Here is a 13,791-nt window from a genome sequence, read left to right on the forward strand (position 1 = left end):
CGCACGGGCGGGGTCACGGGATCGGTCGCCTCGGTCACTTCGGGGTGACCACCTTGTAGTTCTTGGGGACCTGGGCGTCGGGCCGGCGCAGGTACAGCGGCCGGGGGGCGAGCAGCTCCTCGCCCGCCGCGAGTCTCCCGGCGGCCAGGCACGCAAGGGCGGACGCGGACACGTGCTCGGGCTCGTGGGCCCGGGGGAAGGTGTCCGGGTACAGCAGCGCGCCCGCGCCGACGGCAGGCAGGCCCGCCACCCGGTCGGCGATGTCGGCGGGACGGTCCACCGCCGGGTCGGTGAGGCGGGTGCGGGAGTCGGCGTACCGCGCCCAGTAGACCTCCTTGCGGCGGGCGTCGGTCGCCACCACGAAGGGTCCCTCCAGGTCTGCGGCGTACGCCAGGCCGTCCAGCGTGCACACACCGTGCACGGGCACGCCGAGCGCGAGCCCGAACGCCTCCGCCGTCATCAGGCCGACCCGCAGCCCCGTGTACGGGCCGGGGCCGGTGCCGGCGACGATGCCGGTGACGGCGTCGAGCGTGCGACCGGCCTCGGCGAGCACCCGGTCGACGGCGGGCAGCAGCAGCTCACCGTGCCGGCGTGCGTCCACCTGGCTCGACGAAGCGATGACGTCCGTACCGTCGTGCAGCGCGACGGTGACGGCGGGCGTGGCGGTATCCAGAGCGAGCAAGAGCACGCAAACAGCCTACGGCGCCGCGAGGCCCGTGTCGGACGACCGGGTCGGGCGGTCACCTGCTGCTACCGTCGCCGGAGGGCAAAAGGGGCGGGGACGACGCAAGCGCAGGACGTACGACGTCGAGGTGGTCCCAGTGGCAAGCAGCAGCGCCGGTTTCGTCGCCGGCCTCACCGCGGCGGCGCTCGCGACGATCGGTGTCCTCGCCTACCAGGCGGCGGCCACCGTCCCCGACGGCCTCGGCAGGGCCCACGTGGGCAACGGGCCCGCCCCCGGCGTCTCCAAGGCCCCCCGCGACCGACGGCGTCCCGAGGCCCTGCCCGCACGGTCGGGCCAGGGGGAGCGGGTGGTCTACTCGGTGGACGACGACCGGGTCTGGCTGGTCGGGGCCGACAACGAGGTCCGGCGCACGTTCAGGGTCACGCCCAGTACGGTCGATCCGCTGCCGGGCACCTACGCGGTCACGTCGCGTTCGAGCCGGGTCACCGGATCCGACGGGGTGCCGGTCGAGCACGTGGTGCGCTTCGCCGACGTCGGCGGCGTGGTGATCGGGTTCAGCGCGGCGGTGGACGGCTCGACGGCGAAGCCCGACCCGCGGGAGCGCACCGGCGGCATCCGGGAGACGCGCGCGGACGGCGAGGCGATGTGGCGGTTCGCGACGATCGGCCAGCAGGTCGTCGTCGTCCCCTGAGCCGCCGCCCGTGCCCCGGCCTGCGGGGCGCGCTGTACGGGCGCCGACGGCGCGTCCGCCACGCTTCGGCGTCCCCTGCCTCTCCCTGCCGCCGGACGGCTCAGGCGGCCTCGCGGTGGCGCCGGGCGGGGTGGCACGCCTCCGGCTCGGGTGCGCGCGGGGGTGTGGAGACCGCCCTCGCGGCGGCGCAGGACGCGAGCAGGGCGTGCATGGACACCCCGGCGGGGGCGGGCGGCCGCGGATGGGTCTGCGGCTGGCGCTCGGTCTCCGGCATGGACGCCTCCTGAAGGTCGGGGGCGGGGGTAGTTAGGCAAACCTAACCACGAGCTGGATACCATGTGACCACGTGCGGGACCCCGAACGCAATATCTTGCCGACACCCTGTCGGAACGCGCCCGGACCGAGGGACGGCCGGACGCCCCGCATGCCCCGGATGGCCCGCACGCCCCGCATGCCCCGGACAGCCCGCACGCCCCGCATGCCCCGCATACCCCGCATACCCCGGACGGCCCGGACGCCCCGGAGGGCTCACGCGGCCCCGACGGCTCCGTCGGGGCCGGCTCAGACCGCGAGCACGCCGAGGTCGGCCCTGGCCCAGCGCTCGCCGACGCCCGTCAGCGTCACGTGCCGCACCTCGTCGGTGGTGTCGCCGACGGCCCGGTGGATCCGCACCTGCAACCGGTCCTCGGTCAGCTCCTCGACCTTGCCCTCACCCCACTCGACGACGATCACCGAGTCGGACAGGGAGACGTCGAGGTCGAGGTCCTCCATCTCGTCCAGGCCGCCGGACAGCCGGTAGGCGTCGACGTGGACGAGCGGCGGACCGTCGCCGAGCGAGGGGTGCACGCGGGCGATCACGAAGGTCGGGGAGGTGACGGCGCCGCGCACGCCCATCCCCTCGCCGAGCCCCCGGGTCAGCGTCGTCTTGCCCGCACCCAGCTCCCCGCTGAGCATCAGCAGGTCACCGGCGCGCAGCTCTTCGGCGAGCCTGCGGCCCAGTTCCCGCATCTGCTCCGGGGAGGTGACGGTGACCTCGACGACGGGACCGGGCCCGGCCGGGCCGGTCTCCGTCGGGATGGGCGCCTTGGCGGATTCTTCCATCGTCACTCACTCGCAGTAGTACGCTTGTCACACCCCGCAAGGGGCCGGTCGGGCTGGACCGCAGCCGGAAGGCTGGAAGCCGCTTCCGCTCGGGAGGAGTCAGGAAGAGGCGGAGTCACAGCCGTCCACGGTAGCCGCTGCCGGCAACGCACCGGCGCGGGCGAGCAGGTCGGCGAGGCGGTCGGTGACGACTTCCGGGTGCTCCAGCATGACCAGGTGCCCGGCGTCCGGCACCAGCACCAGCTCCGCGCCCGGCAGGAGGTCGGCGATCGCCTCGCTGTGCTCGCTCGGCGTGACCATGTCCTGTACGCCGGCCAGCACCAGGACCGGCAGGTCGGCGAGGTGGGCGAGCGCCTCGGTCTTGTCGTGGTCGTTGAAGGCCGGGTAGTACTCGGCGACCACGTCGATCGGCGTGGACTCGATCATCCGCTCGGCGAACCGGGCCACGGCCGGGTCGACGTCGCGGGTCGCGAACGAGTACCGCTTGATGATCCCGGCGAACAGGTCCGCCGTCGCCCGCCGCCCCTTCTCCACCAGCTCGGCCCGCTGTCCCAGCGCCTTCAGCACCGCCGGGAGCACCCGCCGGACCGCGTTGACACCGGCCACGGGCAGTCCGAAGTTGACCTCGCCGAGCCGCCCGGACGACGTGCCGACCAGGGCCACACCGACGACGCGCTCGCGGACCAGGTCGGGGAAGGCGTCCGCCAGGGCCATCACCGTCATGCCGCCCATGGAGTGCCCGACCAGCACGATCGGGCCCTCGGGCACGGCCGCGTCGATGACCGCCTTCAGATCGCGGCCCAGCTCGTCGATGGTGACCGGCCGGTCGTCCCGCACCTGGGACACGCCCCGCCCGGACCGGCCGTGGCTGCGCTGGTCCCAGTGCACGGTGCGCACGACGCCCCTCAGGGCCGCCCGCTGGAAGTGCCAGGAGTCCTGGTTGAGGCAGTAGCCGTGGCTGAAGACGACCGTCACGGGGGCGGGCGCCCTGCGGCCGAACAGCCGCCGGCGGCGCCGGGTGAGCGCGGTCTCCGCCTCCGGATCGACGTCGTCGACCTCGTAGTACAGCTCGGTGCCGTCGTCGGCGTACGCCCTGCCCGGGGTGCCGCGCAGTCCGCCGTACGGTCCCGCCGAGTCGAGGGCGAGCCGTGCCTTCTGGCGTATCCCCCGGCCGACGGTGAGCCGCTCTATCGCCACGCCGGCCGCCGCGCCCGCCGCGACCACGCCTATCGCGACGCCGGCGATGCCGGTCGCCCGGCGCCAGCCGCCGGCGGCCGCGTCCGTGGCGGAGGCGACGGCCGCCGCGACGGCCTCCGCGTTGCTCTCGCTCACGTACCGCTCCTCTTCACCGGGCCGTTGTGCGGATACCCACTGGTCGCTGATTCACCTCGACGCGTGCCGCGCGCGTCACGCCGTGGACGGGCGCGTCACTCGTTCAGGTAGACGCGCGGGACGCGGGGCCCGATCCGGGTGACGACCTCGTACGCGATGGTGCCCGCGGCCTGCGCCCAGTCCTCGGCGGTGGGCTCGCCGCGGTCGCCGGGCCCGAACAGCACCGCCTCGGCGCCCGGCTCCGGCCGGTCCCCGCCCAGATCGACGACGAACTGGTCCATCGCGATCCGCCCCGCGACCGTGCGCCACTTGCCGTCGACGAGGACGGGGCCGGCGGAGGAGGCGTGGCGCGGGATGCCGTCCGCGTAGCCGAGGGGGACGAGGCCGAGGGTGGTCTCGCCGGGGGTGGTGTAGTGGTGCCCGTAGCTGACGCCGTGGCCGCCGGGGACCTGCTTGACCAGGGCCAGCGAGGCGGACAGCGTCATCACGGGACGCAGCCCGAAGTCGGCGGGGGTGCCCACCTCGGGGCTGGGCGAGACGCCGTAGGTCGCGATGCCGGTGCGTACGAGGTCGAAGTGGGCCTCGGGGAGGGTGAGCGTGGCCGGCGAGTTGGCGATGTGCCGCACCTCGGGGTGCACGCCCTGCCGCTCGGCGTGGGCCGTCATCTCCCGGAAGCGGGTGAGCTGGGCGGCGATCGAGGGGTCGCCGGGCTCGTCGGCGCGGGCGAAGTGCGACCAGAGCCCGGTGACGCGGAGGGTCCCCTCGGCCTCGGCCCGCAGGGCCTCCCGCACGAGCTCGGCCCAGTCCTCGCCGGGCTGGCAACCGCCCCGGCCGAGGCCCGTGTCGGCCTTGAGCTGCACGCGCGCCGGCCGCCCGGCCCGCCGTGCCGCCTCGGTGACCTCCGCCAGGGCCCACATGCCGCTGACGGACACGTCGAGGCCGGCCTCGACGGCCTCGCGCCAGGGCCCGCCCGGCGTCCACAGCCAGCACATGATCCGCACGTCGTCCGGGAGCCCCGCCTCGGCGCGCAGGGCGAGGGCCTCCTGCGGCGTGGCGGTGCCCAGCCAGGTCGCGCCCGCCTCGACGGCGGCGCGGGCGCAGGGGATCGCGCCGTGGCCGTAGGCGTCGGCCTTGACCACGGCCATGAGAGCCGACCCGGGAGCCCGTTCGCGCAGTGCGCGGACGTTGGCCCGCAGGGCGGCCAGATCGATCTCGGCACGGGCCCGCAGGGGCGCGGTCCGCCGAGCAGCTGTCTCACTCATCGTGCCCACAGTCTCTCAGAGCCCCCGCCCGGCGCCGTGTGCCCGGACTGCCACCCGCTCGCCTGCGGCCGGCAGTGGTTAGGGTGCCCGGCATGAGCATCATCGGGGTCGGGATCGACGTGGCCGAGATCGAGCGGTTCGGGGCGTCGCTGGAGCGCACACCGGCCATGGCCCAGCGGCTCTTCCTGGAGAGCGAGTTGCTGCTGCCGAGCGGTGAACGCCGGGGCGTCGCCTCGCTCGCGGCCCGCTTCGCGGCGAAGGAGGCGCTGGCCAAGGCGCTGGGTGCGCCGGCGGGCCTGCTGTGGACGGACGCCGAGGTGTACGTCGAGGACAGCGGGCGCCCGCGGCTGCGGGTGACGGGGACGGTGGCGGCGCGCGCGGCGGAGCTGGGCGTGGCGTCGTGGCACGTGTCGCTGAGCCATGACGCGGGGGTGGCGTCGGCGGTGGTGATCGCCGAGGGGTAGGGCCCGGGTCCGTGCGGCGAGGGACACGGCTCGCCCCACGGCGCGGTGGCGGCCGGTACGGCGACGGACGCGGCTCGCCTCACGGCGCGGTGGCGACCCGTACGGCGACGGACCCTGACCCCCACGCACGGCAACGGCCCCACCAGCGACGGACACGAGCGCCCACCCACGGCAACGGCCCCACCAGCGACGGACACGAGCGCCCCACCCACGGCAACGGCCGTACTGCCGCGACGGACACGGCTCGCCTCACGGTGCGGTGGCGGGCGGATCGGTGGGCGCGTCGGCCGGGCGGGCCTGGGCGGTGCCTCCCGTCGGCTGGACCCGGATGTGCATGCGCTCGCCCTGCGCGCCGTACAGGGCGATCCACTCGACGGGCCGGTCCCCCGCGTTCGCGATGCCGTGCGGGACGCGGGTGTCGAACTCCGCCGTCTGGCCCGCCGACAGGACGAGGTCGTGGTCGCCCAGGGCGAGGAGCAGACGGCCGGAGAGTACGTAGATCCACTCGTGGCCCTCGTGCGACCCCTGGTCGGGCCGCGGGGTCCACCGCGTCCGCGGGGTCGCGGGGGCGGGGAGGATCTGCTTGTACGCGTGCAGCCCGTCGTTGGGGTTGCGGGTCAGCGGGATCCAGGTCTGGCCGTGCCGGGTGAAGGGGCGCGGGTGGACGCGGGGGTCACCGGTGCGGGAGCCGACCAGTTCGTCCAGGGGCAGCCGGTGTGCCCGGGCCAGCGGCAGCAGGTGCCGCAGGCCCGGCTCGCGCTGCCCCGACTCCAGCCGGGACAGCGTGCTCACGGAGATGCCGGTGGCGCCGCCGAGCTGGGCCAGCGTGAGGCCGCGGGCCTGCCGGATGGCGCGCAGACGCGCCCCCAGTGACGTCATCACCTGTGCCGTCTCGTCGTCGCCCGTCTCGTCGTCACCCATGGGACAACTGTCCCTCACCTCGCGCGGGGCTTCGTGAACGTTCGCGGCCCACGGGGAAGACTCGACGGCATGCGGACTGCGTACAGCGTGGAAATGGTCAGGATGGCCGAACGGGAACTGATGGCACGGCTGCCGGAGGGAGCCTTGATGCAGCGGGCCGCGGCAGGGCTCGCCGCCGCCTGCGCGGACCTGCTCGGCCGGGTGTCCGGGCGGGTCTACGGAAGCCGGGTCGTCCTGCTGGTCGGCAGCGGCGACAACGGCGGCGACGCCCTGTACGCCGGGGCGCGGCTCGCCCGGCGGGGCGCGGGGGTGACGGCCGTACTGCTCTCGCCCGGGCGCGCCCACGGCGCGGGGCTCGCGGCGTTGCGCCGGGCGGGCGGACGGGTCGCGGAAACCGGATCCGCCGAGGAGCTGATCGCGCGGGCCGATCTGGTCGTCGACGGCATCGTCGGGATCGGCGGCAGGGGCGGACTGCGCCAGGAGGCGGTCCCGCTCGCGGACGCGGCGGCGCGGTCACGGGCCGCCGTCGTCGCCGTCGACCTGCCGAGCGGGGTCGACGCGGACACCGGGCAGGTGCGCGGGGCCGCCGTACGGGCCGACCTGACGGTGACGTTCGGGACGCACAAGCCGGGGCTGCTGGTCGACCCGGCGCGGGAGTACGCCGGATCGGTGCGGCTGGTGGACATCGGGCTGGCGCTGCCGGCCGACGCGGCCGAGCTGGAGGCGTTGCAGCACGCGGACGTGGCGCGGTTGCTGCCGGTGCCGGGGGTCGAGAGCGACAAGTACCGGCGGGGGGTCGTGGGCGTCGCCGCCGGGTCGGCGCGCTATCCGGGCGCGGCGGTGCTCGCCGTCGCCGGGGCGCTGCGGGGCGGGGCGGGGGCGGTGCGGTACGTCGGTCCGGCCGGGGACGCGGTGATCGCCCGCTTCCCGGAGACGCTCGTGTCCGACGAGGGGCCGAAGCGGGCGGGGCGCGTGCAGGCGTGGGTCGTCGGGCCGGGGGCCGGTGACGACGCCGGCACCGTGGCGCAGGTGCTGGCGGCCCAGGTGCCGGTGCTGATCGACGCGGACGGGCTGCGGCTGGCGGACGCCGCGGCGGTACGGGGGCGTACGGCGCCGACCTTGATGACGCCGCACGCCGGGGAGGCGGCGGCGCTGCTCGGGGTGAGCCGCGAGGAGGTCGAGGGGGCGCGGCTGGCCTCGGTGCGGGAGCTGGCGGCGCGGTACGGGGCGACGGTGCTGCTGAAGGGGTCGACGACGGTGGTCGCCGGGCCGGACGGCGGTCCGGTGCGGGTCAACGCGACCGGGACCTCGTGGCTCGCCACCGCCGGGAGCGGGGACGTGCTGTCGGGGCTGGCAGGATCGCTGCTGGCGGCGGGGCTCTCGGCGGTGGACGCGGGGAGCGTGGGGGCGTACGTGCACGGGCTGGCGGGGCGGCTGGCGGCGGAGGGGGCGCCGATGGGGGCCCACGACGTCGCCGGGACGATCCCCAAGGCGTGGCGGAGCGTGACGCGGGCAGGGGGCTGAGCGCGGGGGTCCGCGGGGCGCCGGGTCGCTGCGGTGAGCACGTGGCGTGCCTGCGGCCCGGCCTCACCAGGGGGTGGCCGTGGGCACTTCACCGTGGGCCCGGTCGTGCTCCGGTGCGGTCCGGGGGCCGTACGCGGTCCTCGGACCCGGCGTGCGCCGTCGCCGCCTTCCCGACCGGAACCGACCGGAACCGACCGGGCCCGGTCGGGCTCGGTCGGGCCGACCGGAACGTTCACCCCCTGCCGGGGCCCTGAAGCCGGCTCACTCCACCGTCACCGACTTCGCCAGGTTCCGGGGCTGGTCCACCTCGTTCCCCCGGGCCGTGGCCAGTTCGCACGCGAAGACCTGCAGCGGCACCGTCGCCACCAGCGGCTGGAGCAGGGTCGGGGTGGCCGGGATGCTGACGAGGTGGTCGGCGTAGGGCACCACCGCCTCGTCGCCCTCCTCGGCGATGACGATGGTGCGGGCTCCCCTCGCCCGGATCTCCTGGATGTTGGACACGATCTTGTCGTGGAGCACGGAGCGCCCGCGCGGGGACGGGACGACCACGACGACCGGCAGGTCCTCCTCGATCAGCGCGATCGGCCCGTGCTTCAGCTCGCCCGCCGCGAAGCCCTCGGCGTGCATGTAGGCCAGCTCCTTGAGCTTCAGGGCGCCTTCGAGTGCGACCGGGTACCCCACGTGCCGGCCCAGGAAGAGCACCGTGTCCTTGTGGGCGAGCGAGCGTGCCAGCTCCCGTACCGGCTCCATGGTCCCCAGGACCTGTTCGACCGCTCCGGCGATGCGCGAGAGGTCGCGCACGACGTCGCGGATCTCGTCGCCGAACTTCGTGCCGCGCACCTGGCCCAGGTACAGGGCGACCAGGTAACAGGCCACGAGCTGGGTCAGGAAGGCCTTGGTGGAGGCGACGGCGACCTCGGGTCCGGCGTGCGTGTAGAGCACCGCGTCGGACTCGCGCGGGATGGTCGAACCGTTGGTGTTGCAGATGGCCAGCACCTTGGCGCCCTGCTCGCGGGCGTGGCGCAGGGCCATGAGGGTGTCCATGGTCTCGCCGGACTGGGAGATGGCGACGACCAGGGTCTGCTGGTCGAGGATCGGGTCGCGGTAGCGGAACTCGCTGGCCAGCTCCACCTCGCAGGGGATGCGCGTCCAGTGCTCGATGGCGTACTTGGCGATCAGCCCGGCGTGGAAGGCCGTGCCGCAGGCGACGATGACGACCTTGCCGACCTCGCGCAGCGCGCTCGGAGGGATCCGTACCTCGTCCAGGCTCAGCGTGCCGGAGCCGTCGATGCGGCCGAGCAGCGTGTCGGCGACCGCCTTCGGCTGCTCGGCGATCTCCTTGAGCATGAAGTAGTCGTAGCCGCCCTTCTCGGCGGCGGAGGCGTCCCAGTCGACGTGGTAGGAGCGGACGTCGGCCGGGCTGCCGTCGAAGCCGGTGACGGTCACGCCGTCCCGGCGCAGCTCCACCACCTGGTCCTGGCCGAGTTCGATGGCGTCCCGGGTGTGGGCGATGAACGCGGCGACGTCGGACGCGAGGAAGGACCCGCCCTCCCCCACGCCCACCACGAGCGGCGAGTTGCGACGCGCCCCCACGACCACGTCCGGCGCGTCCGCGTGCACCGCGACCAGCGTGAACGCGCCCTCCAGCCGCCGGCACACCAGCCGCATCGCCTCGGCGAGGTCGGCGCAGGCGGAGAACTCCTCGGCGAGGAGGTGGGCGACGACCTCGGTGTCGGTCTCGGAGGCCAGGTCGTGGCCGCGCTCGGCCAGCTCGGCCCGCAGCGGCGCGAAGTTCTCGATGATGCCGTTGTGCACCACGGCCACCCGGCCCGCGTTGTCGAGGTGCGGGTGGGCGTTGGCGTCGGTGGGTCCGCCGTGCGTGGCCCAGCGGGTGTGGCCGATGCCGGTCGCCGCGGTCGGCAGTGGCCGCTCCGCCAGTTCCTTGTCGAGGTTGACGAGCTTTCCGGCGCGCTTGGCGGTGGCGAGACCGCCGTCCGCGAGCACGGCCACGCCCGCCGAGTCGTAACCCCGGTACTCGAGCCGCTTCAGCCCGGCCATCACGACGTCGAGCGCCGACTGAGACCCCACGTAACCCACGATTCCGCACATGCCCGGCAGCCTACGATCAGATTCGTTCCCGAACGGGCCTTCCCGTGCCCGAAATCGGAAATTCCCACCGGGGTACGAACACCCCGGTGGGAACGTCGGCGCCGACGAGCGGCAGACTCAGCCGAGCTTGGCGAGCTGCGCGTCGCTGATCTCCGTGGGGAACGGGAAGTCCTTGCCGGTGCCGGCGGAGGCCAGGTTGAGGACGGTGAAGGAGACGACGGTGGAGCCCTTGCGGGTGACGACCACCTTCACCGGGAACGCGTCACCGTCGTCGCCGGTCATCGTCATCGTCATCGCGACCGCCTCGTCGGCGCCTCCGGGCGCCTGGTCCTCGGCCACCTCGGCTATCTTTGCCGACTGCCCGACCGCGGTGAAGGCGAAGCCCCCGGCGCACGTGCCGGCGGCCGTCCTCACGTCCTCGATGACCGCCTCGGCGCCGCCGTCCTCGTAGGAGGCCAGCGTCACCAGGGCCTTGTCCAGGTCGAACGCGCTGCCGATGGCCTCCTCGGTGCTCGCGTCCGAGGACGGCTTCTTCGGCCCCTCCGTCCAGGTCCGCTTCACCGTCGCCGCCGGTTCGCCCAGCGGGACGCCGGCCTCGGCGAAGGCGAGCGGCTCACACTCCGCCTGCGCCCCCTTGATCTTGTCCTTCGCGACGTCGTCCGCCGCCGACGCCTTGGTGACCTTGCCGTTCTTGACGTCCGCCTGCGCCAGGGCCGCCTTCTCCAGCTCGGCGGCGGTGAGCGCCCGGGCCGCCGCCGGAGCCGCGGAGGCGGTCTTGTCGCCCTTGGCCCCGCCGTCGCCGGACGCCTTGTCGCCACCGTCGTCGGAGGAGCCGCAGGCGGTCACGAGGAGGGCCAGGGCCGCGGCGGAGGCAGCGAGGGCGGAACGGCGGACGGGGGTGGTTCTCACGTCGGGGGGCTCTTTCTGCCGGAATCGCGGAGAGGCTCCCCGCATGCTGTGCGCGCACTCTACGCACAGGGCGCGCACAGCTGATCCATGAGGTTCACCCGGTTATCCGACCGTGACGCCGACGTGATCTCCCCCGCGGGCGGGGCGTCCGGCGTGACACACCCCACCCGCCGCCCCGTTCGTCTTCCGTTAACAATGGACTGTGATCTCACCGGTCTCCTCGATGCCCAGGAGCGCCCACCGGCAGCGGCCGGAGGCGACTCCCTACGTCGACCTCACCCGTCCCGAGTGGAGCGCGCTGCGCGACAAGACGCCGCTCCCCCTCACCGCCGAGGAGGTCGAGAAGCTGCGCGGCCTCGGCGACGTCATCGACCTCGACGAGGTGCGGGACATCTACCTCCCGCTCTCCCGGCTCCTCAACCTCTACGTCGGCGCCACCGACGGCCTGCGCGGCGCGCTGAACACCTTCCTCGGTGAACAGGGCTCGCAGTCCGGCACGCCCTTCGTCATAGGGGTCGCCGGCTCGGTGGCGGTCGGCAAGTCCACCGTCGCCCGCCTCCTCCAGGCGCTGCTGTCCCGCTGGCCCGAGCACCCGCGCGTCGAGCTGGTCACGACCGACGGCTTCCTGCTGCCCACCAGGGAGCTGGAGGCCCGCGGCCTGATGTCGCGGAAAGGTTTCCCCGAGTCGTACGACCGCCGGGCGCTCACCCGGTTCGTCGCCGACATCAAGGCGGGCAAGGCGGAGGTGACCGCGCCGGTCTACTCCCACCTCATCTACGACATCGTCCCGGACGAGCGGCTGGTCGTCCGCCGCCCCGACATCCTGATCGTCGAGGGCCTCAACGTGCTCCAGCCCGCGCTGCCCGGCAAGGACGGCCGCACCAGGGTCGGCCTCGCCGACTACTTCGACTTCAGCGTGTACGTCGACGCCCGCACCGAGGACATCGAGCGCTGGTACCTCAGCCGCTTCCGCAAGCTGCGCGCGACCGCCTTCCAGAACCCGTCCTCGTACTTCCGCAAGTACACCCAGGTGTCGGAGGAGGAGGCCCTCGACTACGCCCGCACCACCTGGCGCACCATCAACAAGCCCAACCTCGTGGAGAACGTGGCCCCCACCAGGGGCCGGGCCACCCTCATCCTGCGCAAGGGACCGGACCACAAGGTGCAGCGCCTCAGGCTGCGCAAGTTGTGACGGTGACCACCGCAGAAGGTAGAAATGCCGGATGTTGCTGCATCTGCGTCTGATCACCCCGGCCGACCGGACCGACGAGGTGGTCCGCCTGATCGGCCGGACGGTCGGCACCGCCCACCTGGTCGTCCTGCCGGGCGCCGCACGCGATCCCGAGGGCGACGTGGTCATGTGCGACGTGGCCCGCGAGGCGGGTGACCCACTCATCCGCGAGCTCCAGGTGCTGGGCATCGACAGCCGTGGTGCCATCACCGCCGAGCACATCGACCTGTCGCTGTCCACGCGCGCCGACCGGGCCGAGAAGGACGCGCCGGGCGAGGCCGCGGACGCGGTGCTGTGGGAGCAGTTGGAGGAGGCGACGCACGAGGAGTCGACGCTGTCGTTCACCTACGTCGCCTTCATCACGCTCGCCACGATGATCGCGGCCTGTGGTGTGGTGCTGGACAACGCGATCCTCATCGTGGGCGCGATGGCGGTGGGCCCGGAGTTCGGGCCGCTGGCCGGTATCTCCACCGCGGCCGTGCAGCGTCAGCCCCGCCTCGCGCTGCGCTCGATGACCGCCCTGCTCGTCGGCTTCGCGGTGGCGATGGCGGTGACGGTGGGCTTCAGCTTCTTCATGGACGCGGTCGGGCTGTTCACCGAGGAGCGGCTGGAGGGCGATCGCCCGCAGACCGGGTTCGTCTACGCCCCCGACTGGTTCTCCTTCGTGGTGGCGGTGCTGGCGGGTGCGGCGGGCACGCTCTCGCTGACGTCCGCCAAGTCCGGCGCCCTGGTCGGCGTCGCCATCTCGGTGACGACGGTCCCGGCCGCCGCGAACGCCGCCGTGGCGCTGAGCTACGGCGACACCGTCCAGACCCGGGGCTCCACCGAGCAACTCCTGCTCAACCTGCTCGGCATCGTCCTCGCGGGGATCCTCACGCTGCTGGTCCAGAAGGCCCTCTGGGCCGGGCAGCACGAACGCCCGCGCAGACGCCCCGGGGCCTGAGCGGCTCCGACGGACCCGAACCTGAACCTTTCCCGCCGTCGGTTACCGGCCAATTTCAGCCGACGCCTCACCCCGCCCTCCGCCACCTGAACACCAGAACTCCACAAGCGCCCCTTGTCTTGTGAAGGAACGGTGAACCAGGACGACTACCGACCGGTAGCAAGGTTCGCGCCAACCGCCCTTCCCGCAGGCCCCTGGCACTCCTTCCCACTCCCCCGACTTCTGCCTAGTGTTGCGCCGCGCCCGGCTGGAACTGACCACTCCGTCCTCGCGCACATCCATCAGCGACCGGGGGAACAGCGCCGCCACGGGGAGGGGCGCGTCGCATGCCGCGGCACCGGCCATCCGTGCATCCGGCACCACACACCATGCGCCGTTCCTGACGCCGCAGAAGGCGGGCGCCGTCACGGCCCTCCGCGCTCACCGGCTCATTCCCGGTCATCCCTCTCACCACGAAAAGGGGATGCACCCTTGCGTTCCAGATCACCCGTCCTCCCGACACCGAGATCGGGAAGACACAGAACACTCACCCGTATCGCCCTGCTGCTGAGCACGGTCACCGTCCTGGCCACCACCGCCGTACGGCCCGAACTCGCGGCGGTCCCCGTCGGCGCCGACG

13 protein-coding genes are annotated in these 13,791 nt (G+C 73.9%); 5 read left to right on the forward strand and 8 right to left on the reverse strand.

Annotated features, from left to right (window positions below; translation table 11 throughout):
- Positions 1-34 precede the first annotated feature (34 nt).
- Positions 35-688 (reverse strand): tRNA (adenosine(37)-N6)-threonylcarbamoyltransferase complex dimerization subunit type 1 TsaB, encoded by a 654-nt coding sequence (gene tsaB, locus KUM32_RS25795; protein ID WP_217144350.1) that lies wholly within the window; start codon positions 686-688, stop codon positions 35-37.
- A 133-nt stretch (positions 689-821) separates the two neighbouring features.
- Here tsaB and KUM32_RS25800 point away from each other — a divergent pair, with 133 nt between their 5' ends.
- Positions 822-1,376, forward strand: a complete 555-nt coding sequence (locus KUM32_RS25800; RefSeq protein ID WP_217144351.1) for a hypothetical protein — start codon at positions 822-824, stop codon at positions 1,374-1,376.
- A gap of 100 nt (positions 1,377-1,476) precedes the next feature.
- Here the strand turns inward: KUM32_RS25800 and KUM32_RS25805 are convergent, their stop codons facing one another.
- From KUM32_RS25805 to alr, 4 genes are all read right to left on the reverse strand, one after another.
- On the reverse strand, positions 1,477-1,650 hold the full coding sequence (locus KUM32_RS25805; protein ID WP_217144352.1) for a hypothetical protein: 174 nt from the start codon (positions 1,648-1,650) through the stop codon (positions 1,477-1,479).
- A gap of 287 nt (positions 1,651-1,937) precedes the next feature.
- Positions 1,938-2,477 (reverse strand): tRNA (adenosine(37)-N6)-threonylcarbamoyltransferase complex ATPase subunit type 1 TsaE, encoded by a 540-nt coding sequence (gene tsaE / locus KUM32_RS25810; RefSeq protein WP_302185184.1) that lies wholly within the window; start codon positions 2,475-2,477, stop codon positions 1,938-1,940.
- A 99-nt stretch (positions 2,478-2,576) separates the two neighbouring features.
- Positions 2,577-3,809: an alpha/beta fold hydrolase gene (locus tag KUM32_RS25815; RefSeq protein ID WP_217144353.1), complete on the reverse strand. Its 1,233-nt coding sequence runs from the start codon at positions 3,807-3,809 to the stop codon at positions 2,577-2,579.
- A gap of 95 nt (positions 3,810-3,904) precedes the next feature.
- Entirely contained in the window at positions 3,905-5,071 is a 1,167-nt protein-coding gene (gene alr / locus KUM32_RS25820; RefSeq protein ID WP_217144354.1) for an alanine racemase, read from the reverse strand.
- Positions 5,072-5,163: 92 nt separating this feature from the next.
- Here alr and KUM32_RS25825 point away from each other — a divergent pair, with 92 nt between their 5' ends.
- Positions 5,164-5,535, forward strand: a complete 372-nt coding sequence (locus tag KUM32_RS25825) for a holo-ACP synthase (protein ID WP_217144355.1) — start codon at positions 5,164-5,166, stop codon at positions 5,533-5,535.
- Between the two features lie 249 nt (positions 5,536-5,784).
- On the opposite strand, the gene KUM32_RS25830 is transcribed toward KUM32_RS25825, so the two are convergent.
- On the reverse strand, positions 5,785-6,456 hold the full coding sequence (locus tag KUM32_RS25830; protein WP_217144356.1) for a helix-turn-helix domain-containing protein: 672 nt from the start codon (positions 6,454-6,456) through the stop codon (positions 5,785-5,787).
- 69 nt (positions 6,457-6,525) lie between these two features.
- Here KUM32_RS25830 and KUM32_RS25835 point away from each other — a divergent pair, with 69 nt between their 5' ends.
- The gene (locus KUM32_RS25835) at positions 6,526-7,980 is read left to right on the forward strand and encodes an NAD(P)H-hydrate dehydratase (RefSeq protein ID WP_217144357.1); all 1,455 of its coding nucleotides are present in this window, start codon (positions 6,526-6,528) and stop codon (positions 7,978-7,980) included.
- Positions 7,981-8,241: 261 nt separating this feature from the next.
- Here the strand turns inward: KUM32_RS25835 and glmS are convergent, their stop codons facing one another.
- Both glmS and KUM32_RS25845 read right to left on the reverse strand, forming a co-directional pair.
- Positions 8,242-10,089, reverse strand: a complete 1,848-nt coding sequence (gene glmS / locus KUM32_RS25840) for a glutamine--fructose-6-phosphate transaminase (isomerizing) (protein ID WP_217144358.1) — start codon at positions 10,087-10,089, stop codon at positions 8,242-8,244.
- 117 nt (positions 10,090-10,206) lie between these two features.
- A complete protein-coding gene (locus tag KUM32_RS25845) occupies positions 10,207-10,998 on the reverse strand; it encodes a hypothetical protein (protein ID WP_217144359.1) in 792 nt (263 codons plus the stop codon).
- Positions 10,999-11,221: 223 nt separating this feature from the next.
- On the opposite strand from KUM32_RS25845, the gene coaA reads away from it, so the two are divergent.
- Entirely contained in the window at positions 11,222-12,190 is a 969-nt protein-coding gene (coaA, locus tag KUM32_RS25850; RefSeq protein ID WP_254406135.1) for a type I pantothenate kinase, read from the forward strand.
- A 34-nt stretch (positions 12,191-12,224) separates the two neighbouring features.
- On the forward strand, positions 12,225-13,172 hold the full coding sequence (locus KUM32_RS25855) for a DUF389 domain-containing protein (RefSeq protein ID WP_217144371.1): 948 nt from the start codon (positions 12,225-12,227) through the stop codon (positions 13,170-13,172).
- Positions 13,173-13,791 lie beyond the last annotated feature (619 nt).

This window comes from Streptomyces sp. AC627_RSS907, from assembly GCF_019049165.1.